The 20,081-nt window shown below is 72.9% G+C and carries 19 protein-coding genes; 2 read left to right on the top strand and 17 right to left on the bottom strand.

Translation table 11 applies throughout. The features are described from left to right. Nucleotides 1-49 precede the first annotated feature (49 nt). Entirely contained in the window at nucleotides 50-376 is a 327-nt protein-coding gene (locus VFZ70_02230) for a DUF167 family protein (protein HEX6254606.1), read from the bottom strand. A 354-nt stretch (nucleotides 377-730) separates the two neighbouring features. Here VFZ70_02230 and VFZ70_02225 point away from each other — a divergent pair, with 354 nt between their 5' ends. Together VFZ70_02225 and VFZ70_02220 are read left to right on the top strand one after the other, a co-directional pair. Then, nucleotides 731-2,974 (top strand): class I tRNA ligase family protein, encoded by a 2,244-nt coding sequence (locus VFZ70_02225; protein HEX6254605.1) that lies wholly within the window; start codon nucleotides 731-733, stop codon nucleotides 2,972-2,974. 242 nt (nucleotides 2,975-3,216) lie between these two features. Next, nucleotides 3,217-3,498, top strand: a complete 282-nt coding sequence (locus VFZ70_02220) for a hypothetical protein (protein HEX6254604.1) — start codon at nucleotides 3,217-3,219, stop codon at nucleotides 3,496-3,498. 7 nt (nucleotides 3,499-3,505) lie between these two features. Here VFZ70_02220 and VFZ70_02215 read toward each other — a convergent pair whose 3' ends face one another. The 16 genes from VFZ70_02215 to VFZ70_02140 form a co-directional block, all read right to left on the bottom strand. Continuing rightward, entirely contained in the window at nucleotides 3,506-3,721 is a 216-nt protein-coding gene (locus tag VFZ70_02215; GenBank protein ID HEX6254603.1) for a hypothetical protein, read from the bottom strand. Next, nucleotides 3,718-4,575, bottom strand: coding sequence for a DivIVA domain-containing protein (locus VFZ70_02210; protein ID HEX6254602.1), 858 nt, complete (start codon nucleotides 4,573-4,575; stop codon nucleotides 3,718-3,720). The genes VFZ70_02215 and VFZ70_02210 overlap by 4 nt, the downstream gene beginning before the upstream one ends. Then, complete coding sequence (locus tag VFZ70_02205; GenBank protein HEX6254601.1) at nucleotides 4,575-4,835, bottom strand: YggT family protein; 261 nt, start codon at nucleotides 4,833-4,835, stop codon at nucleotides 4,575-4,577. Before VFZ70_02205 ends, VFZ70_02210 begins: the two co-directional genes overlap by 1 nt. Nucleotides 4,836-4,859: 24 nt before the next feature. Then, nucleotides 4,860-5,369 (bottom strand): cell division protein SepF, encoded by a 510-nt coding sequence (locus VFZ70_02200; GenBank protein HEX6254600.1) that lies wholly within the window; start codon nucleotides 5,367-5,369, stop codon nucleotides 4,860-4,862. Nucleotides 5,370-5,390: 21 nt separating this feature from the next. After that, a complete protein-coding gene (locus VFZ70_02195) occupies nucleotides 5,391-6,110 on the bottom strand; it encodes a YggS family pyridoxal phosphate-dependent enzyme (protein ID HEX6254599.1) in 720 nt (239 codons plus the stop codon). Further along, the gene (locus VFZ70_02190) at nucleotides 6,107-6,838 is read right to left on the bottom strand and encodes a polyphenol oxidase family protein (protein ID HEX6254598.1); all 732 of its coding nucleotides are present in this window, start codon (nucleotides 6,836-6,838) and stop codon (nucleotides 6,107-6,109) included. Before VFZ70_02190 ends, VFZ70_02195 begins: the two co-directional genes overlap by 4 nt. Nucleotides 6,839-6,856: 18 nt before the next feature. Beyond that, entirely contained in the window at nucleotides 6,857-8,059 is a 1,203-nt protein-coding gene (ftsZ, locus tag VFZ70_02185; GenBank protein ID HEX6254597.1) for a cell division protein FtsZ, read from the bottom strand. Nucleotides 8,060-8,250: 191 nt separating this feature from the next. After that, complete coding sequence (locus VFZ70_02180) at nucleotides 8,251-9,066, bottom strand: FtsQ-type POTRA domain-containing protein (protein ID HEX6254596.1); 816 nt, start codon at nucleotides 9,064-9,066, stop codon at nucleotides 8,251-8,253. Beyond that, the gene (murB, locus tag VFZ70_02175) at nucleotides 9,063-10,013 is read right to left on the bottom strand and encodes a UDP-N-acetylmuramate dehydrogenase (protein ID HEX6254595.1); all 951 of its coding nucleotides are present in this window, start codon (nucleotides 10,011-10,013) and stop codon (nucleotides 9,063-9,065) included. The genes VFZ70_02180 and murB overlap by 4 nt, the downstream gene beginning before the upstream one ends. Further along, nucleotides 10,006-11,412, bottom strand: a complete 1,407-nt coding sequence (gene murC / locus VFZ70_02170) for a UDP-N-acetylmuramate--L-alanine ligase (GenBank protein HEX6254594.1) — start codon at nucleotides 11,410-11,412, stop codon at nucleotides 10,006-10,008. The genes murB and murC overlap by 8 nt, the downstream gene beginning before the upstream one ends. After that, nucleotides 11,409-12,617, bottom strand: coding sequence for a putative lipid II flippase FtsW (gene ftsW / locus VFZ70_02165; GenBank protein ID HEX6254593.1), 1,209 nt, complete (start codon nucleotides 12,615-12,617; stop codon nucleotides 11,409-11,411). The genes murC and ftsW overlap by 4 nt, the downstream gene beginning before the upstream one ends. Beyond that, nucleotides 12,614-14,017 carry a UDP-N-acetylmuramoyl-L-alanine--D-glutamate ligase gene (gene murD / locus VFZ70_02160; protein ID HEX6254592.1) on the bottom strand — a complete coding sequence of 468 codons (1,404 nt, stop codon included), beginning with the start codon at nucleotides 14,015-14,017 and terminating at the stop codon, nucleotides 12,614-12,616. Before murD ends, ftsW begins: the two co-directional genes overlap by 4 nt. A gap of 49 nt (nucleotides 14,018-14,066) precedes the next feature. Further along, nucleotides 14,067-15,101, bottom strand: a complete 1,035-nt coding sequence (mraY, locus tag VFZ70_02155) for a phospho-N-acetylmuramoyl-pentapeptide-transferase (GenBank protein HEX6254591.1) — start codon at nucleotides 15,099-15,101, stop codon at nucleotides 14,067-14,069. Next, the gene (gene murF, locus VFZ70_02150) at nucleotides 15,098-16,519 is read right to left on the bottom strand and encodes a UDP-N-acetylmuramoyl-tripeptide--D-alanyl-D-alanine ligase (GenBank protein HEX6254590.1); all 1,422 of its coding nucleotides are present in this window, start codon (nucleotides 16,517-16,519) and stop codon (nucleotides 15,098-15,100) included. Before murF ends, mraY begins: the two co-directional genes overlap by 4 nt. Continuing rightward, nucleotides 16,516-18,000 carry a UDP-N-acetylmuramoyl-L-alanyl-D-glutamate--2,6-diaminopimelate ligase gene (locus VFZ70_02145; GenBank protein HEX6254589.1) on the bottom strand — a complete coding sequence of 495 codons (1,485 nt, stop codon included), beginning with the start codon at nucleotides 17,998-18,000 and terminating at the stop codon, nucleotides 16,516-16,518. The genes murF and VFZ70_02145 overlap by 4 nt, the downstream gene beginning before the upstream one ends. A gap of 266 nt (nucleotides 18,001-18,266) precedes the next feature. Beyond that, nucleotides 18,267-19,997 (bottom strand): penicillin-binding protein 2, encoded by a 1,731-nt coding sequence (locus tag VFZ70_02140; protein ID HEX6254588.1) that lies wholly within the window; start codon nucleotides 19,995-19,997, stop codon nucleotides 18,267-18,269. Between the last annotated feature and the right edge of the window lie 84 nt (nucleotides 19,998-20,081).

The raw sequence follows: 20,081 nt of genomic DNA, 5'->3' as shown, positions 1-20,081 counted from the left end.
CGCCTGCGTGGCCACCGTACGCGTTCGGACGCGACCGTGTCATCGGCGCTCATCGCAGTGCGGCGGCGACCTGGGCGACCGTACGCCCGAGGATGCGCACGACCTTGACGCGGGCCGTCGCACCGGAGACGACGGTCACCGCCGACGGTGCGACGCCGACGACATCGGCGACCGACCGGCACAGCGCTGCATTGGCGCGTCCACCGGTGGCCGGCGCACGCACGCTCCAGGAGAGCACCACACGGTCAGGTCCGCCGTGCGACGCGGGCACGGCTCGAACAGCTCCCCGGCCCTCGTCGCGCGCGCCGGGCCGCACCCGTACGGCGAGAAGCACGTCGTCGCCGTCGACGCGGCACGCGGCGTCGACGGTGCTCACGATCTCGTCATCCACAACGGTCGGGGGGGTGGGTCAGGATCCGCCGGACCACCGCCGCGAGGGTATATCGTGACGGCCGTCTACGACATTGGTCCGGTGCACCGTGGACGCCGCCGCAGTTGGCGCGTACGTCGCGGGCTGCGACGGGGACGCCACGGACCGCCCGGCCGGCTGGAGGTGGTCCGCACGCCCCCGACCTCAGACAGCGCCAGCGGTAGGTCACATGACCCGACCTCAGACAGCGCCAGCGGTAGGTCACGTGACCTGATCGCATGCAGCGGTGAGCTCGCCCGGCAAGGTGTGCGCCCGTCATCGGACGGGTCGGGGGCGGGTGCGCGTGAGGCCGAGGCGGCCGTGCGCACCCGCTGGCGTGAGCGCAGGCTGCGAGGGCGACCCGATCCGCCGCGCGACCCGGACGCGAAGACGTTGGTCGTCCACGCGATGCCCCCGGCGGCCGGGAGCGACGCCGACACCGTCGACACAGCTGTGCTGATCGCCACGGACGTGGTGGCCCGGCACGGCGCCATGGATGGCGCGCGCATCGAGCACGCCGCCGCGCGCCACCGGTCCGGGGCCACCGACGAACTCGGACGTCGGCTGGCCTGTGACGACGACGACATCGTGCACTACGACCTCGCGCGGGCGTCGTACATCGACTCCGCGTGGTGGGCGGTCGATCAACTCTGGCACGCGGGACTGCTGTACGAGCGTCGTGCCACCGCTGGCACCTGCGACCACGACGGGCACCCGCAGGTTCCGACCGTGAAGACCGGGCGGGCCGTCGTGCGGTTCCCCGTCACGGGTGACGGCGCGCTGCGGACGGCCGGGGCGTCATTGCTGGTGACGGCGGAGGCGGACGCGCTGCCCGCGACGACGGCGGTCGCGTTGACCCCCGGCGTCGACAGGGTGCTGGCGCAGGCCGTCGACGACGCCTACCCCGTCGTGGTCGCCCGCACCGCTGTGCCGGCCGTGCTGGGCGATGGCGCGACCGTGCACCGCGACGTGGCCGTTGAGGAACTGCTCGCGGTGACGTGCCGCCATCCGTTGGACGGCGGCACCGGCCCGGTCACGGTCGTGCCTGCGCCACGGTCCGATGCCAACGCCGGCACCGGCGCCCATCCGGTGCCGTCCGTCGCCGAGGACGGTCCGGCGGCGGCACAGGATCGTGCGGACGGCAGCGCACGCGCCGATCGGTCGGACGAACTGCTGGCCGAACTGCGCGAGCGGGGTCTGCTGCTCGGGACCGGGCACGAGGATGACGACGCGACAGCGCCCACGGGCACGCCGACGACGTGCGCGCAGTGGGTGCTCGCCACGTCCCGGTGGCGGGCACAGCTGCACGAGGAGCACGGCCGCGTCTCGCGCTGTGGCGCACGGCCGGTCAGCGCGTGGGCGCTCGGCGACGAGGACTGGGTGGTGACCGGCGCGGGTGGGCCGGGCCCGCCGCTGCCCCTGTGGCAGTGCGACCGTTGCGACGCGGTCACGCCGGTCGCCGGGCGGTCGGAGCTCGCGACGTTGACCGGCGAGGAACTGGTCGACGTCGACCCCACAGAGGACGTGGTCACGCGCGCGACCTTCACGTGCCCGTCCTGCGGGGAGGGCACCGCCCACCGGGTGCCGCTCACGCTGGACGCGCGGTTCCTCGCGGCGGTCATGCCGTTCGCGCGGTTCGGCTTCCCCGCGGTCCCGGGCAGCGATGGTCGCGTCGCACGTCGGCACCACGCCGACGTCGTCGTCGACGACCCCGACGCCGAGGCCGCCGACGCGACGTTGACCGTCGCCACCCTGCTGTGGGGTGCCGGTGGGCACGACGCCGTGCTGTGCGTCGAGGGCCCCGCCGACGTCACCGACGTGAGCGAGATGTGCGACCGTCACGACAGCGACGCCGTACGCTGGGCGGTCCTCGCCGCCGGTACACGCCCGGGCGACCATGACCTCGAGTCCTTGGCGTGCGTCGCCGGCCGCGACATCATCGAACCACTGCGTCGAGCGTGCGCGCTGGTGCGCACCGCGGCGGAGGAGGCCGGACTGCCGTCGGCGGATGCCGTGCGCGCGCCCACAGTGGACACCCGCGACGCATGGGACCGGTGGCTGCTGGCCGAGCTGTCGGCGACGGTGGACGAGGTGCGGTCGTGTCTGGCCGGCGCCGACCCCGGACGCGCCGTGGCCGACGTGCACCGCGCCGTGGCGTGGCTGGAAACCTGGCTCCGCCGCCGCGGTGTGCGCGCCCTCAGGGCGGCGTTCGACCCGGACGCCCTCGCCACGGCACACGAGTACCTCGTCACGCTCGCCGCGTTGCTGGCGCCGTTCATGCCCCTCGTGGCCGACGAGGTGTACGAGGCGCTGGTGCGGGCAGGGGACCCGGCCGCACCCGACAGCGTCCACCTCCTGCGCTTTCCGATCGCCGATCCGTGGGCACGCGATGACGATCTGCGGCAACGCATGCGCGCCCAGGTGCAGGCCGACCACGACCGCCCGGACAGCCGCGCGGGCGATGCACCTGCCGGCGCCGGCAGCGTCGCAGCGCGCGCCGAGCGGTCCGCGGTCGACCGACACCCACGATCGGACGCGCCCCGTCGTCCGGCCACCGTCAGATGAGACTGCGCCGGGTGGGAGCGATTGCGGCCGTCGCGACGGCCGTGGTGCTGTGGTGGCGCCTTCGACCGTCCTCATCCCCGCCGCCGGCACCGGGCGCAGAGCCGCATGTGGTCGCACGGCTGGCGGCATGGGCCCCTTCTCCGCCGACCTCACCGGTGTCACGTGCGGTCGCATACGGTTGGGCGGCTCCGCTGACGGCCGCGGGCCTCTTGCTCGGCGCGCTGTCACGGACACCGCCCCGCGTGCACGACGGTGTCGTCCGGTTCGACGACGCGCGGGGGCTCGGGGGCCGCATGCTGCGGTGGCGTGGCTTCGCCGCGGCGACGCTGGGCCATGTGATCATCGCCGCGGGCACCCCCGGCGAGCGTCTGCTGCGCCACGAGATCGTGCACGTGCGGCAGGCGGAGCGGTGGGGTCCGCTGTTCGTGCCGCTGTACCTCGCGGGCCTCTTGCGCTACGGCTACCGCCAGAACCCGTTCGAACGTGCCGCCTACGCTGCGGCCGACGGACCTGCCGCGGCGTGACCGTCCGTCACTCGACGGTGCGGATCCCGCCCGCAGCACGCGGGGGTGTCCACCCCGAACGCGGGGGCCGGGCACGGCGGACGCCCGCGGCCGCCACGATCAGCCCCACCAGCACCATGGCCACGCTGGACCACAGCAACGGCGCGCCCGACGGACCCATCGCGAGCCCGACCACGACCACGGTCGCGGCGACCAGCTCGATCGCCAGACCGGTCGCGATCACGCGGTGTCGCGGTTCTCGCCCTCGCTGGGCGACCGCGAGCCTGCGGTCGCACGCCGCGCGACGACGTCGTCACCTTCGACGTTCTGGCGGCCGTTCTGCGCGCTCCACACACCGTCGGGACGCGGCGACCACGAGCCGTTGCGCCCTTCCGCGCCGTCGTCGACCGGCTTGGCGTTCCACGCGGTCCGGCGGGGCGCGGCCTCGTCGTCCCCGCTGCGCTGCGGCACAGGCGCCGGGGGTGCCTGGCGCCGTCGGGACGAACCGCTGTCGCTGTCACCTCCGGTCTCGGCGGGCAGCCGCTGCGGCTCCTCCACCGACAACGCGCCGAGGCGCTCGACCGACGAGGGGATCTCGGGCAGGTCGCCGACGCGGTCCAGCACGGCGAGCTGCTCCGCGATCGCGCTGCGGACCCGTTCGGTGTAGTCGTCGCGGAACGCCCGCAGGTGTGCGACAGCCCGGCGCACACGGTCAGCGCCATCGCGGGCCTCCCGCCACTCACGGTCGGCGGCCGACCGCGCGCTGGCCAGCAGCTCGTCGGCCCGGCGTCGCGCGTCGCTCACCACACGCTCGGCCTCGCTCTCGGCCTCGCTGACGACCCGGTCGGCCGTCTGCTCAGCCGCGATGAGAGTGCGCTTGAGCAGGCGCTCGGAGTCGAGCGTGCCGTTGCCGCCACCCGCGTTGCCGCCACCCGTGCGCTCGATCTCGCGCATGCGCTCGAGCGCACGGTCACGCTCGTCCTGCAGCGAAACAACACGGTCGGCGAGGCGCGACAGGTGCTCGTCGACCTCGTCCGGGTCATAGCCCCGGAACCGCTCCTTGAAGTCTCGCTGGATGTCTTGGGGTGACAGGCTCATCAGCACACCAAACGCTGCAGGATGACGATCGCGACGAACAACACGATAGGCGATACGTCAAGGGCCATCGCGCCCATCCTTATGCTTGGGATCACTCCGCGCAACGGAATCAACAATGGATCCGTGACGGCGCGCACGCCCCGGGCGATCGGTTGGACAGGCTCCGGTACGGAGGGTATCCAGGAAAGCACGATACGTATGATCAGCACGATGTAGTACACGTTCAGGACGAGGCACAGCAGTGCGAGGATCAGACCCACTGCACCTCCCGTCCCGTCACACGGCTACGCCTGGTTGAAGAACCCGCGCTCACTAAGCTTACGTCGTTCCTCCGTCGAGAACTCCACGCCCTGCGGTGTCAACAGGAACACACGGTCCCCTACCCGCTCGATGCGCCCGTCCAACCCGTAGATCAGACCCGACGCGAAGTCGAGCACGCGCTTGGCGACACTCTCGTTCGCTCCCGCCAGGTTCATGATCACGGGGATGTCGTTGCGGAACCTGTCACCGACCTCCTCCACCTCGTTGAACGTCATCGGTGCCGTGTAGTGCACGGTCGTGTGCGACACCGGGTGGGCGCGCTGAGACCGCTCGGCGCGCAGGTCGTCCAGCGCGCGCACGCGCGTGCCGGCGGCCGCGCCCGTGCGCGCCGTCGCCAGCCGCCGCACGTTCGTGTCGCCGGCCGGCTCGTCGATCGCGCGCGACGCCGTCGCGTCGATCTCGTCGGCGTACTCGTCCTCGTAGTCCTCAGCCAGACCGAGCCAAACCATCGCGTTGCGCAGCATCGTCGCCATGATCCTCTCGCCTTCCCTTCCTCACTGGTTGCTCGGCCGCGCACCGAAGACATCGGTGCCGACGCGGACGATCGTCGCCCCGTGGGCCACCGCGATCTCGAGATCGCCGGACATGCCCATCGAGAGCTCGACGACCCCGGGATGCGTCGCCGCGATGCGGTCCCGCAGCTCGCGGAGCCGGTCGAAGACGATTGCCGGATCTACGTCGAGCGGCGGGATCGCCATCAGCCCGACGGCCGCCAGGCCATCGGTCCGGGCGACCGCCTCCGCGAGCGACGGCAGCGCGTCCGGCGCACACCCTCCCTTGCGCTGCTCCCCGGTGACGTTGACCTGCAGCAGGACGTCCTGGTGCCCGCCGGACGCGTACAGGTGATCGCCGATCGCCGTGACCAGGCGCCTGCGGTCGACGGAGTGGATCAGCTCCACGCGACCGACCACCAGTGGCACCTTGTTGCGTTGGAGCCGTCCGACGAAGTGCCAGCGCAGCGACGCCGCCCGGGCGTCGGCCAACTTGGCGTCCAGTTCCTGCGCACGGCTCTCGCCGAACTCCTCCTGCCCCGCCGCGTGCGCCGCCAGGACGCGCTCGAGCGGGTGGAGCTTGCTGACCGCCACGAGTCGGACGTCGGCCGGGTCGCGGTCGACCGAGCGTGCCGCGGCTGCGATGCGCCGGCGCACGGCGGCGAGCCGCATCGCGACCGTCGACGGCTCCGGCCCACCCCGATCCGGTGCATCCGGCGTCATGCATGCCGCCGCCCACGCACGATGACGCCGGCCTGTCGACCCACGCCGGGTTCCCGACGGTGGCTGAACCACTGCTCGGCCGTGCACCGGGTGCAGCCACCGACGCGGGTGACGTCCGAGATGCCGAGCGCCGCGAGCCGGGCGGCCACTGCGGCGGGCAGGTCGATCGCCGTGGTGTTCCACGTCGTCGTTCCGCGCGCCTCGGGGATGTCCGCGGCGACCCGGTCGGCCAGGTCGGGCTCGACCTCGTAGCAGCACCGCCCGATCGCCGGGCCGATGACGGCGGTCACCCGCGCCGGCACCGCCGGTGTCATGGCCTTGACCGCCGCGTCGACGACACCGGCGACCAGGCCACCACGACCTGCGTGCACCGCGGCGACCGCGTGTCCCGGATCGGCCAGGAGCACCGGCACGCAGTCGGCGACCTGCACCACCAGCGCGACCCCGGGCGCCGTCGCCACCAGTGCATCGACCGCCGGCACGCCGTCGTCGTGCACGTCGAGGCCGCGCCCGCGATCGTCTGCATCCACCACGGCGACGTCGCCGCCGTGGACCTGTTGCATGAACACCAGGTCGGACCGCTCGGCGCCGACCGCGGCCGCCAGCTTCGCGCGGGCGGCGTCGTCGGGGGCGCCGACAGCCAACGACACGTTGCCGTCCGCGGCGGAGGAGAAGGCGTAACGGATCGACGGATCCGTCACGACAGCTCCGGTCACCGTGGATGGCATCGGCCCCAACGCCTTCGCTCAGCGCTTCAGGAAGCTCGGGATGTCGAGGTCGTCGTCGGCGTCCATCACGATCGGCGGCCGCGACCGGGGCCGCGCCGCGTGATCGCCGTTCGTACCGTTGACGGCGTTCGACCTGGTGCCGTTGTCGGCCCGCGCGGAGTCCGCGGGCACGCGGTCGGAATCGCGCGCGCGGTCCGCCCTCGGCTCGTCCATCGACGCGCGGTCCTCGCGCTCGGCGACCCGGACCGGCCGCACCGCCGACCTGCCCGCGCCGCCGTCACGGGCGAACCCCGCGGCGATCACCGTGACCTTGACCTCGTCACCGAGCGCGTCGTCGATGACGGTGCCGAAGATGATGTTGGCGTCCTCGTCCGCGGCGTCGGCTATGATCTCGGCCGCCTCGTTGACCTCGTGGAGGCCGAGGTCGCTGCCCCCGGCGATCGTGAGCAGCACGCCCTGGGCGCCCTCGATCGACGCCTCCAGCAACGGCGAGCTGACCGCCATCCGCGCCGCCTCGGTCGCGCGATGGTCACCACGCGCCTGACCGATCCCCATCAGCGCGCTGCCGGCATCGGACATGATCGCCTTGACGTCGGCGAAGTCGGTGTTGATCAGCCCCGGCGTGGTGATGAGGTCGGTGATGCCGGCGACGCCCTGGAGCAACACGTCGTCGGCCAGCCGGAACGCCTGCAGCATGGTCGTCTGCGCGTCGGAGATCTCCAGCAGACGGTCGTTGGGGATGACGATCAACGTGTCGACGGCCTCGCGGAGGTCGTCGATGCCCTGCTCGGCCTGCGTGCTGCGGCGGCGGCCCTCGAATGCGAACGGTCGCGTGACGACACCGATCGTCAACGCGCCGACGCTCCGCGCGACCTCTGCGACCACCGGGGCGCCGCCGGTGCCCGTGCCGCCACCCTCACCCGCCGTGACGAAGACCATGTCGGCACCCTTGAGCACCTCCTCGAGATCGTCGCGGTGCTCCTCCGCGGCCTTGCGTCCGATCTCGGGATCGCTGCCAGCGCCCAGTCCCCTGGTCAGGTCCCGACCGACGTCGAGCTTGACGTCGGCGTCCGACATCAGCAGCGCCTGCGCGTCGGTGTTGATGGCGATGAACTCGACGCCCTTGAGGCCTGCTTCGATCATGCGGTTGACCGCGTTGACGCCGCCGCCGCCGATGCCGACGACCTTGATCACCGCGAGGTAGTTCTGAGGTGCCGCCACAGCAGCTCCTTCCGGTCCTGTCAGGAGGACGGGCCGGGCCCGCTCCGGGTGCTCGGCCCGGCGCCGATGCTCGTGCTCGTCCCTGTGCGCAACGCTCACCCTGAAGTAAAGGGTTACAGTTATGTCAACCTATCGATTGGCCGAGACCATACGTAAGCACCTCCCCCAGTTCAAGGATCTCCGACGCCGAATCACGCTGTTGGAACCACAACGGGGTTGGCGGGCGCGCGCACGTCCAGGCCACCGCCCCCTGCGACCGCCTGCGGCAGCAGCGCGCGGATGACCTCAACCTTCAGCGCGAGGTCGTCCGCGTCGCCGAACCGCACCCGCACGCTCGCCGCCTGCGGACGCGAGCCGTCCTGCTGCTGCCCCGCCGGCACGCGCAGCCGCAGCACCAGCCCGTGCACGTCCGACACCTCGTACGTGGTCACCTGCTCACGGAGCCAGCGGGGCAGGTTCGTGTGCACCTCGACCGCGTCATGCACCACGGGCTGCTCGATCTGCTTCCCGGGCTCGGGCAGGCTGGCGTCGGGCAGGTCGAGCACAGGCGCGCCGCTGACCCGCCCCCCGTCGACCAGGACGGATTCGTCGTCGATCTTCCAGGAGGCACCGTCGGTCTCGACGGTGAGCAGCGGCACGCGTGGCGTGACGTCGATCGCGACGGTCGACGGCGGTACGCGCCGCACGACGGCCGTGGCCACCCACGGCAGGGCCTCGACACGCGCGCGGGCGTCGTCGAGCGGGGCGGTCAGCAGGTGCTGACCACGCTCCAGCGCCGCCGTGCGCGCGACGACCGCCACGCGTCCGCCATCGACGCCATCGACGCGCACGGCAACGATGTCGAACAACGACGAGCGCAACGCCACGGCCACCCCGGCCGCCAGCAGCAGCAGCACGAACAGCGTCACCGTGCGCCGCTGCCGCCGCCGCACCGCGTCGGCACGCACCCGTGCACGACGCGCGCGGATGCGGGCGTCCATGCGGCCGTTGCGGGTCGAGGTGGTCACATCGGCACCGCTCGCCTGTCCTGGCCGGCGGTGTCGTCGTCGAACCCGGCGAGGACGACCTCGGTGTGCAGGCGCACGCCGCTCGTGTCGAGCACGGCCTGCTGCGCCGACCGGATGAGCTGGTGGACGTCGGCCGCGCGCGCCTCCGGTTTCACCGTGATGAAGTTGGCGTGTCGTGCGCTGATCTGTGCACCGCCGGCCCGGTGCCCTTTCATGCCCGCAGCCTCGATCAGGCGCCCGGCGGAGTCGTCGGGGGGGTTGCGGAACACGCTGCCACAGCTCGGTTCGTTGATCGGCTGGTTGTCCCGTCGCCACTGCCGCATCTCGGCCATGTCGGCGGCGAGCTCATCGGCGTCGGCTGTTTCGAGCTGCAACTCGACGCCGGTCACGATGGCGTCGTCGGCGAGCTCGCTGTGCCGGTAGGAGAATCCCAGGCGGTCGGACGGCCAGCGCTCGGTCGTCTGGTCGCCCATCCGCACGACGTCGGCCCAAACCAGGACGTCACACATCTCACCGCCGTGCGCGCCGGCGTTCATCCGCACCGCTCCCCCCACCGTGCCGGGGATCGCCACGCCGAACGCGAGGCCCGCCAGGCCCTCGCGGGCGACGCTACGCGCCAGCGCCGGCATCGGCTCGGCCGCGCCCGCCCGCACGACCGCACCGTCGACGGCGACGCCGCGGAACCCCCGGCCCAGCACGATGGCGACGCCGGGCCAGCCGGCATCCGACACGAGCAGGTTGCTGCCCCGTCCGATCACCATCCACGGCACCTCGAGCCGCCGGCAGGCCGCCGCTACCGCGATCAGGTCGGCGACCGTCTCGGCCCGCACGAGCGCACGCGTCGGACCACCCATGCGCAGGGTCGTGTACCCGGCGAGCGGGGCGTCGGCCGACACGCGCGCGGCGTCGATCTCCGCACGCAGCGCGGACAGCAGGCGGTCAGACACGGCCGCCCCGCAACCGCTCAAGCGCCACAGGGCCGACCTCGGTGATGTCCCCCGCGCCGAGCGTCAGCACGAGATCGCCTTCGACCACCAGCCCGAGCAGCCGGCCCGGAACGTCAGCGACCGACGGGATGTAGTGCACGTCGGCACCCGCGTCCGCGGCGGCGTCGGCGACGAGCCGTCCCGTCACCCCGGCGACCGGCTGCTCGCCGGCACCGTACACGTCGGTGACGATGACAAGATCCGCACCGGTCAGCGCGCCGCCCAGCTCGGTACCCAACGCCGCGGTCCGGCTGAAGCGGTGCGGCTGGAACACCGCGATGACGCGTCCGCCGGGTGCCGTCTGCCGCGCGGCCGCCAGGGTTGCCCGCAGCTCCGCCGGATGGTGCCCGTAGTCATCGACGAGCGTGACCCCGGCGGCAGAGCCGAGCCGCTCGAAGCGGCGGTTCGCGCCGGCGAACACCGCGAGCCCCCGCCGGATCGCGTCCCAATCGGCGCCGGCGTGCCTGCACGCCAGCGCCGCGGCGGTGGCGTTGGCCACGTTGTGGCGACCCGGGAGGGTGATCTCGAAGCGTCCGACGTCCTGGCCGTCGTGGACCAGTCCGAAGCGCCCACCCTCCGGATCCAGTGCGACCTCGACGATCCGCAGCGTCGCGTCGGGGTGCTCGCCGTAGGTCTCGACCGGTCCGCCGATCCGGTCGAGCACCCGTCGCACCCCGACGTCGTCGAGGCACACGACCGCGAGGCCGTCGGGGCCGCGCCGGCCCAGGAAGTCGAGGAACACGCGGTCCACTGCGTCGAGGTCCGCGAACTCGTCGTGGTGGTCGAGGTCGATGTTCGTGACGACGGCGACGTCCGGCGCGTACGCCAGGAAGGACGAGTCCGACTCGTCGGCCTCGGCGACGAACCACTGTCCCGTCCCGTGGTGGGCGCTGGTCCCCGCGTCGTGCAGCGTGCCGCCGATGGCGAACGACGGGTCGAGGCCGGCCGTCTGCAGGCCGACGGTCGCCATGGACGTGGTCGTCGTCTTGCCGTGCGTCCCCGCGATGAGCAGCTGGGAGTAGCCGGTCATCAGGGCCGCCAGCAGCTCCGCGCGGTGCAGGACGGGCAGGCCGAGCTCGCGCGCCCGCGCGAGCTCGGGGTTGGTGTCCGGGATCGCCGTCGAGGCCACGACCAGCTCCGCGCCGTCGACGAACTGCGCCTCGTGGCCGGTGAAGATCTGCGCCCCCATGGACCGCAGGGCGGTGACCGACCGGCCGGCGCGCAGGTCGCTGCCGGTCACCGGGTGCGACCGCTGCAGCAGGATCCACGCGAGCGCGCTCATGCCCGCACCGCCGATGCCGATCAGGTGCACCCGCATGCCAGCGCGCAGCTCGCCGTCGGTGCCCGCTCCGTGCGTCATGACCGTCTCCCATCCTTCGTGTCCGCGGGGCGCGTGTGGCGCGCGATCGACAGCAGCAGCCCCGCGCTGATCATCGTGACCACCAGAGACGTCCCTCCGAAGCTGACGAACGGCAGTGTGACGCCGGTGACCGGCAGCAGCCCGACGACGCTGCCCATGTTGATGGACGCCTGCAACAGGATGCCCGCGACCAGCCCGATCGCGAGCAGCCGGCCGAACGAGTCCGGCGCGCGCAGGGCGATGCGCACCCCGACCACCGCGATGACGACGTACAGGGCGAGCACCAGCAGCACGCCGACCAGGCCCAGCTCCTCTCCGATGATGGCGAAGATGAAGTCGGTGTGCGCGTTGGGCAGGTACAGCCACTTGCCGCGGCCGCCGCCGAGGCCGGTTCCCAGCCAGCCGCCGCTGCCCAGCGCGTAGTAGCCCTGGAGCGTCTGGTAACCGAACAGCGCCGCCGACGAGTTCGGATCGAGCCACGCGCCGAACCTGCCGACGCGGAAGTCCGCCGATGCGATGCCGACCGCCCCCAGGCCCAACCCGACGACGCCGCCCGCGAACAGCCAGCGCAGCGGGAGCCCGGCCACGTAGAGCATCGCCACTCCGATCGCGACGAGCAGCGCGGCGGTCTCCAGATCCGGTTCGAGCATGATCAGTGCGGCCACGACCGCCAGCAGCGGCACGACCGGCACGAGGAGCGCGCGCAGGTCCCCGGAGCGGACGCGGCCCCAGCGTCGCGCCAGCACGTCGGCGCAGAACAGTGGCACGGCGAGCTTCAGGAGCTCGGCGGGCTGGAAGACGAAGGGCTCGACGCCGAGCCAGCGCTGCGCGCCGGCGCGCTCGATGCCGAGTGGCGTCACGACCACGACCGCCAGGAGCAGCGCGACAGCGGTCGCGAAGGGGATGTAGGGGCGCCAACGGCGGTAGTCACGGACGGCGAGGGCGACGGTCGGCGGGATGCCCACCAGGCACCACAGCACCTGCTTGCGGAAGATGCCGAACGCGTCGCCCGCCAGCGCCGACTGCACGAACGACGCCGAGAACGTCATCAGCAGGCCGAGCAGGATGAGGACCACGACGGTGGCCGCGAGCACGCCGAACAGCATCGTGCTGTCCCCTGAGGCGGGTGGCAGCAGCAACGCGCGCAGGCGCCGGGAGGCCGGCGCGGGGGGCCGCGCCGCTGCGGTGCGGTCCGCCGCCGTCATGATCCGCTCCCCGGCGCCGCGGCGCCGACTCCCTCGACGGCCGCCCACGCCAGCTCGCGGAACCGGCTTCCACGTTCGGCGTAGTCAGCGAACTGATCCATGGAGGCACAGGCCGGCGCGAGGAGGACGACGTCACCGGGCTGCGCGCGGTCCGCGGCCAGCGCGACGGCGGTGTCGAGGTCGCCGGCCTCCACCGCCTCGGTCCCCTGCGCGCGTGCGAACCTGGCGAGGTCCGGTCCCGACGTGCCGATCGTGAGCGCGAGGCGCACACGTGACGCGACGTCGTCGGCGAGCGGTGCGAACGAGACGCCCTTCGCCAGACCACCCGCGATCCAGATGACCGAGCGGAACGTCCGCAGCGCCGCGGCGGCCGCGTGAGGGTTGGTCGCCTTCGAGTCGTTGACCCAGCGCACACCGTCGGCGTCGGCCACGGTCTCCAGCCGGTGGGCGCCGACGCGCGCGGCGGCGAGCGGGCGGGCCAGCGAGGCCGGCGTGGCGCCGGCCGCCACCGCTGCGGCTACCGCGGCGGCCGCGTTCGCGACGTTGTGAGGACCGGACACGCCAAGGGCGTCGACGGCGATCACCGGCGTCGGCTGCGCGCCCGTCAGCCGTTCCGCCAATGTGCCGTCGACCACGCCGACCGCGTCAGCCGGGGGGACGGCGAGCGTGAAGCCGGCGCGGGCGGCGGGTGGCGCGTGGCGTGACGCGACCGCGTTCGCACCGTCGTCGTCGAGGTTGACCACTGCCCAGTCGCTGCCGCGCAGTCCGGTGGCGCCAGCCCCGCGCTGGCCCCGCCAGACACGCGCCTTGGCCGCCCCGTAGGCGGTGCGGTCGCCGTGCCAGTCGAGGTGGTCGTCGGCGACGTTGAGCAGCACCCCGACGTCGGTCCGCAACGTGTGGGTGAAGTGCAGCTGGAAGCTTGACAGCTCGGCGACGACGGTGGGCGGGGGGTCGTCGACCAGCGCGGACAGGGGCCGGCCGATGTTGCCCACCGCCGGCACGCCGAGGCACGCGGCCAACAGTTCCGTGGTCGTGGTCTTGCCGTTGGTCCCGGTCACGGCCAGCACGCGCGTGCGGCCGTCGAGCAACCGCCAGGCCAGCTCCGGCTCGCTCCAGACGGCGACCCCGGCCGCGCCAGCGGCCGCCAGCACCGGCGTGGTCGGTGCGAGCCCCGGGCTGGCCACGACGATGTCGACGGCGCCCGTGCGCAGCGGCGTCTCCGGATCGTCGACGACGGTCACCGCGTCGTCCAGCGCCGCCCGCGCACGGGGCAGCGCCATGGGGGACGCGTCGTGCACGCCCACGTCGGCTCCCGCGTGGACGGCCGCCCGCGCGGCGGCGACGCCCGAGACCCCGAGCCCCGCCACGAGCACGCGCTGTCGGTCCAGCAACCCGCTCACCGGTGGCACCGCCCGCGCGGGCCGGCGGCCACGGTCGGCGCCGCGCAGTTCATCCGATGCCCCCGCCGGCCAGGAAGTCGTTGTAGAACAGCCCCAGACCGAACGCGACCGCCAGCCCCGCGACGATCCAGAACCGCACGATGATCGTCGTCTCGCGCCACCCGACCAGCTCGAAGTGGTGGTGCAACGGCGCCATCTTGAAGATCCGGCGCCCGAGCACGCGGTAGCTGAAGACCTGCGCGATGACGCTGATCGTCTCGACGACGAACAGCCCACCGATGATCACGAGCAGCAGCTCGGTCTCGGTCAGCACCGCCATGGCCGCGAGCATGCCACCGATGGCCAGCGATCCCGTGTCACCCATGAAGATCTTGGCCGGCGGACCGTTCCACCACAGGAAGCCGAGGGTCGCACCGAAGGTCGATGCGGCGGCGATCGCGATCGCGTTGGCGTGGATCGTGACGCCCGGCGGGTAGAACTCGGGGTGGCGGAACTGCCAGAACGCGATGACGACGTACGCCCCGAACACCAGCGCGCTCGTGCCGGCGGCGAGGCCGTCGAGGCCGTCGGTCAGGTTCACCGCGTTCGAGAAGCCTGAGAAGATCAGGAAGATGGCCACCGCGAACAGCGGACCGAAGTCGATGCCGGTCGCGCCGATGAACGACAGGTTCGTCGACGTCTCCGCGACGTACTCCGCGCCGTACGCGAAGATGATCGCGATGATCGCCTGGCCGATGAACTTCGCGGTCTTGTTCAGGCCGAGGCTGCGGTTGCGGCGCAGCTTGAGCAGGTCGTCGATGAACCCGACCGCGCCCATGCCCACCAGCACGCCCATGACGAGCAGACCGCCCGGTGACAACCGCGGGCCCAGCAGCATGGTGGCCACGAGGTAGGCGAGGACGGCCGCGAGGATGATCGCGGTCCCGCCCATCGTCGGCGTGCCGCGCTTCACGAAGTGCGTCCGCGGGCCGTCCTCGCGGATCAGCTGACCGTACCCGCGGGCGCGGAAGAAGCGGATGACGACCGGCGTGCCGATCAACGACATCACCAGCGCCAGGCTGGCGGCGAGCAGGATCGTCCTCACGCGCGGTGCCTCCCGGCCGCCGCATGGGTGCCGCGCAGCTCCGCGAAGCGTGCCACCACCCGTTCGAGACCGGCCGAACGGCTGGCCTTGACGAGCACGACGTCGTCGTCACCCACCTCCTCTGCGAGGATCCGCGCGGCCGCGTCGACGTCATCGACGGCCCAGCGGTGCTGGCGACCCCCGGGATCCGCGGTGGCAGCCCCGTCGATCATCGCCGCGGCCTCGTCCCCGACGGTGACCAGCGCGTCGACGCCGAGCTCCGCCACGACACCGCCCGCGCGGTGGTGCTCGTCGGCGCTCGTGGGACCGATCTCGGCCATCGTGCCCAGCACGGCCCAGCGGCGGCCCTGGGTCGGCAACGCACACAGTGTCCGCAGCGCAGCCTCGACGGACGTGGGGTTCGCGTTGTACGCGTCGTTGAGGACCGACACGTCGCCGACCGACTCGAGCTGCAGGCGCCAGCGCGACACCCGCGCGTCGGCCAGCCCGGCGATGGCCGCCGGCAGGTCGACGCCGGACGCGGTCGCGGCCGCCAGCGCGGCGAGCGCGTTGCCGACGTTGTGCATGCCGGGGACCGGCGCCGTCACGTCGTGCCGCCCGGCCGGGCTGTGCAGCACGAAGCGCGCACGGGCGTGACGGTCGAGCTCGATGTCGGTGGCCCGGAAGTCCGCCGACGGCGCGGTACCGAAGGTCACGACGGTCGCCACCGTGCGCCGCGCCATCGCCGCCACCCGCGCGTCGTCCGCGGCGAGCACGGCGACGCCGTCGGCGTCGAGCGCCTCGACGAGCTCACCCTTCGCGTCGGCGATCGCCTCGAGGCTGCCCAGCAGCTCGAGGTGGACGCCCGCGACCGACGTCACGATGCCCACGGTGGGTCGCAGCAGCGCAGCGAGCTGCGCGATCTGCCCAGGTCCACGCATGCCCAGCTCGCTGACCAGCACGTCGGTGTCGTTGGTCATGCGGCAGCAGGTCAGCGGCATCCCCAGCTCGTTGTTGAACGAGCCTTCGTTGGCCACCACGGTGCGGTCCCGCAGCGCGGCGGCGGTGAGATCCTTGGTCGTGGTCTTGCCATTTGATCCCGTGACGGCGACGACGTGCGGGTCGACGGCGTCACGGACCCACGTCCCGAGCGCCAACAGCGCGTCGGCGGGGTCGTCGACGACCACGGCCGTCGGGTCGGGGCTGAGATCGGCGACGCGGTCGGCCGCGACCAGCGCACCGGCGGCACCCGCCGCGAGCGCGGTGTCGACGAACCGGTGGCCGTCGGTGCGGGTTCCGGGCAGGGCGACGAACAGATCGCCCTCGGCGACCGCCCGGCTGTCGATCGTGACGCCGCGCACGACGGCGGTGTCCGCGCGCTCGTCGAGGAGCTCCCCGCCGACGATCTCGGCGAGCTCCGCCAGCGTGACGTCGATCATGTGGTGTGGTCCGTCGTCGCGGCGCGCAGAAGCTCGCGTGCGACGACGCGGTCGTCGAACGCGATCGTGCGGTCGGCGAGCTGCTGACCGGTCTCGTGGCCCTTGCCCGCGATCACGACCGCATCACCGGGTGCCGCGATCTCCAGGGCGGCGGCGATCGCGGCCCGTCGGTCCTGTTCGATCCGCCACCGGCCGCCCCTGACGCCGCGCGCACCCTCGACGACGGCGGCGAGGATCGCCGTAGGGTCCTCAGCGCGCGGGTTGTCGTTGGTGAAGATCACCTCGTCGGCGCCGGCGACCGCGGCCGCCCCCATGGCCGGACGCTTCTCGCGGTCGCGGTCGCCTCCGCACCCGACGGTCACGATGACCCGGCCCCCGGCGAGCTCGCGCGTCGCGGCGAGCACCCGCGCGAGCGAGTCCGGGGTGTGCGCGTAGTCGACGAGGACGGTGAACGGCTGGCCCTCGTCGATGCGCTCCATGCGTCCGGACACCGACCACGGCAGTCGCAGCGTCGCGGCGGCCTCGTCCACCGGGACACCGAGAGCGGACGTCGCCGCGAGCACCAGCAGCGCGTTGCTGACGTTGAACCGGCCCGGCAGGCCGACATCGAGGCGGTACGCGGTGCCGTGCACGACGACGTCGACCACCGACCCGGCCGGACCCGGCGCGATCCGGGTCGCCGTGACGTCTGCACCGGAGCCGGGGTCCAGCGAGACCGTGGTCACGTCGATCGTGGCCTCGACCGCGAGCCGGCGCCCCCAGTCATCGTCGATGTCGACGACGCCCGCGGCGCTGAACGCGGGCGTGAACAGCTGCGCCTTCGCGGCGTAGTACCGCTCCATCGAACCGTGGAAGTCGAGGTGGTCATGGGTCAGGTTCGTGAACACCGCGACGGCGAACCGGGTGCCGTTGACCCGCCCGAGCGCCAGGCCGTGACTGGAGACCTCCATCGCGACCGTCGTGACGCCCGCGTCACGCATGCGGTGGAAGAGCCGCTGCAGATCCGTCGACTCCGGCGTGGTGCGCACACCCGGCACCGTCTCGCCGGCGATGCGCGTCTCCACCGTGCCGATCAGCCCGGTCCGTCGTCCGGTGGCCGACAGCACACCGTCGAGCAACGTCGCGCACGTCGTCTTGCCGTTGGTGCCGGTCACGCCGACCACCTGCAGCGCGGCCGTAGGATCGCCGTGCACGGACGCCGCGACCACGCCGAGCTGCGACGCGACGTCGTCGACCAGGACCTGCGGGACGTCCAGGTCGAGCGCCCGCTCGACGAGCAGCGCCGCGGCGCCGCGGCCGACCGCGTCCGGCGCGAACTCGTGGCCGTCCGCGATGGCCCCCGGACGGCACGCGAACAACACCCCCGGGCCGGCGGCGCGGCTGTCGTGGGTCACGTCGACGATGGTGACACGGGTCGGGCAGGGGCCGACGGGGCGGCCGCCGGTCAGCACGACGACGTCGTCGAGCGGAGTGGGCACCACGGTCGGCCCGTGCGCGGGACCGCCGGCAGCGGCGGGGAACGGGGAGAGGTACGACACAGCCCGGGCGAGTTCGGAGGAGGGGGACGACGCGCAGGATACGCGGCTGTCCGGCGCCTGCCGGGCAGCCGCTGTCCCCGCTGGCCGGGTGCTGACTGCACCGCATGTCATCACGGTGAGGTCCACTCCGTATCACGCAGCGCAGTGGTCGGCGGCGCGATCACCGACGTCGTCATCACGTTCCTCCGATCTGCGTCAACGTCGCGGTCCTACACGTCAGGACCATCCGGGTCGAGGGCGTCAGGCTCACTGGGCGGGACGCGGCGGTGGCCGAGCGTGAATCGCATCAGCTCGCTGAACAGCGGCGCCGCCGTGGCACCGCCGTACTGGCCGCGCCGCGGTTCGTCCACCGACACGGCCACAACCACCTCCGGCCGGTCGGCGGGGGCGTAGCCGACGAAGCTGCTGATGTAGACGCCCGCGCGGTACCCGGGCGCACCCTCGCGGGGCTTCAGCGCCGTCCCGGTCTTGCCGGCGACCTCGTAGCCGGGGACTGCGGCGTTGGTGCCCGTACCGTCCGCGACCACGTCGGCCAGCATCTTCGACAGCCGCCGTGCCGTGCGGCTCGACACGACCCTCCGCCGCTCGGGCGGCGCGGCCGGCTGCAGCTCACCGTCGCTGCCGACCGTGCCGCGCACCAGCACCGGATCGACCGCCACGCCGCTGCGCGCAATCGTCGCATAGACCTGCGCGACCTGCAGCAGGCTCGCGGCGACGCCGTGACCGATCGCGATCGTCGGCAGACTGGTGCCCGACCAGCCGTCGACGTCGGCGAGCAGTCCGTCCGTCTCACCGGGGAACGCCAGCGCCGTCGCCCTCCCGTAGCCGAACCGGCGCAGGTAGGCGTGCAGGCGCTCCGGCCCCAGCCGCTGCGCGAGCTTGATGCTGCCGATGTTCGACGAGTCGCGCACGATCTCTGCGACGGTCGCCCTGCCGACCGCGTGCGAGTCCGTGAAGGTCTTGCCGCCGACGGTGTGAGTCGCGCCGATCTGCAGGCGCGTCCGCGGCCTGACGAGGCCCTCTTCCAGCGCGGCGGCGACGGTGACCGCCTTGTTGACGCTGCCCGGCTCGAACGCGTCGGTCACGGCCCTGTTGCGCCGTGCGTACTCGGACGCGGACCCGATCCGCTCGGCCTCGTAGGTCGGCAACGACGCCATCGCGAGGATCTCGCTGGTCTCCACATCGATCACGACCGCTGACGCACCCTTGGCCCGGTACGTCTTGACACCCGTGGCAAGCAACCGTTCGGTGGTCGCCTGCACCTCGCTGTCGAGGGTGAGCACGAGATCCGTTCCGGCCACGGGCAGCTCGCCGATGCGCGGTGCGGAGCTGATCTCCAGGCCCTGTGGCGCCCGCTGCGCCACCATCCGGCCGGGCATCCCGGCCAGCAGCGCGTCGTACTGCCGCTCGAGGCCGGACAGACCGACGTTGTCGGTGCCGGCGAACCCCACGATCTGCGCGGCCAACGGTCCGGCGGGGTAGGTCCGCCTCGGTTCGTCGAACACCTGGATGCCCACAAGGTCCAGCTCAGCGACCCGGTCCCCCAGCTCGTACGGCTGCTGCCGTGCGATGTAGACGAAGCCCCGATCCTGCCGCAGCTGGGCCTCGACCTCGTCCGTGGCGACCGGCAGCAGCCGGGACAGGCTCCTCGCGATCCCGGCCACGTCGACCTTGTCGCCGGCGTCGGCGATCTGGCGCGGGTTGGCGACGATCGTCGCCGTCGGAAGCGACAGTGCGAGCGGCTCGCCGGTGCGGTCATACACCTTGCCACGCTCGGCGGGCAGCTCGAGGTCGCGCTCGGTCTGACGGCGCGCCATCTCGCGGTACGCGGGCGCGGAGAGCACCTGGATGTCGACCAGCCGCCAGCCCAGCGCCAGCGTGATCACGAGGTACAGCGCCAGGGCCGTGCGCAGCCGCCGCGAGCTGCGTGCGTCACGCAACGCCGGGACGGCACGGCGGCGACCGTTCGCGCCTCGATCCCTCGCCGTCCGCGAGCCGGTCGTGCGCCGCTCCGTGGCTCCGCG

The sequence above is a fragment of the Euzebyales bacterium genome (genome assembly GCA_036374135.1).
Taxonomy (GTDB): Bacteria; Actinomycetota; Nitriliruptoria; order Euzebyales; family JAHELV01; genus JAHELV01.
Note: the sequence above shows the minus strand (reverse complement) of the source record. Positions and strands in the feature narration are given on the sequence as shown.

What these genes read in the sequence shown, in the direction of transcription:
- VFZ70_02210 (HEX6254602.1), bottom strand. Translation starts at nt 4,575, where the DNA reads ATGAGCCTGTCACCCCAAGACATCCAGCGAGACTTCAAGGAGCGGTTC.
- VFZ70_02200 (HEX6254600.1), bottom strand. Translation starts at nt 5,369, where the DNA reads ATGGCGACGATGCTGCGCAACGCGATGGTTTGGCTCGGTCTGGCTGAG.
- VFZ70_02195 (HEX6254599.1), bottom strand. Translation starts at nt 6,110, where the DNA reads ATGACGCCGGATGCACCGGATCGGGGTGGGCCGGAGCCGTCGACGGTC.
- VFZ70_02190 (HEX6254598.1), bottom strand. Translation starts at nt 6,838, where the DNA reads ATGCCATCCACGGTGACCGGAGCTGTCGTGACGGATCCGTCGATCCGT.
- murC (HEX6254594.1), bottom strand. Translation starts at nt 11,412, where the DNA reads ATGACGCACGGAGCGGGCACCGACGGCGAGCTGCGCGCTGGCATGCGG.
- ftsW (HEX6254593.1), bottom strand. Translation starts at nt 12,617, where the DNA reads ATGACGGCGGCGGACCGCACCGCAGCGGCGCGGCCCCCCGCGCCGGCC.
- murF (HEX6254590.1), bottom strand. Translation starts at nt 16,519, where the DNA reads ATGATCGACGTCACGCTGGCGGAGCTCGCCGAGATCGTCGGCGGGGAG.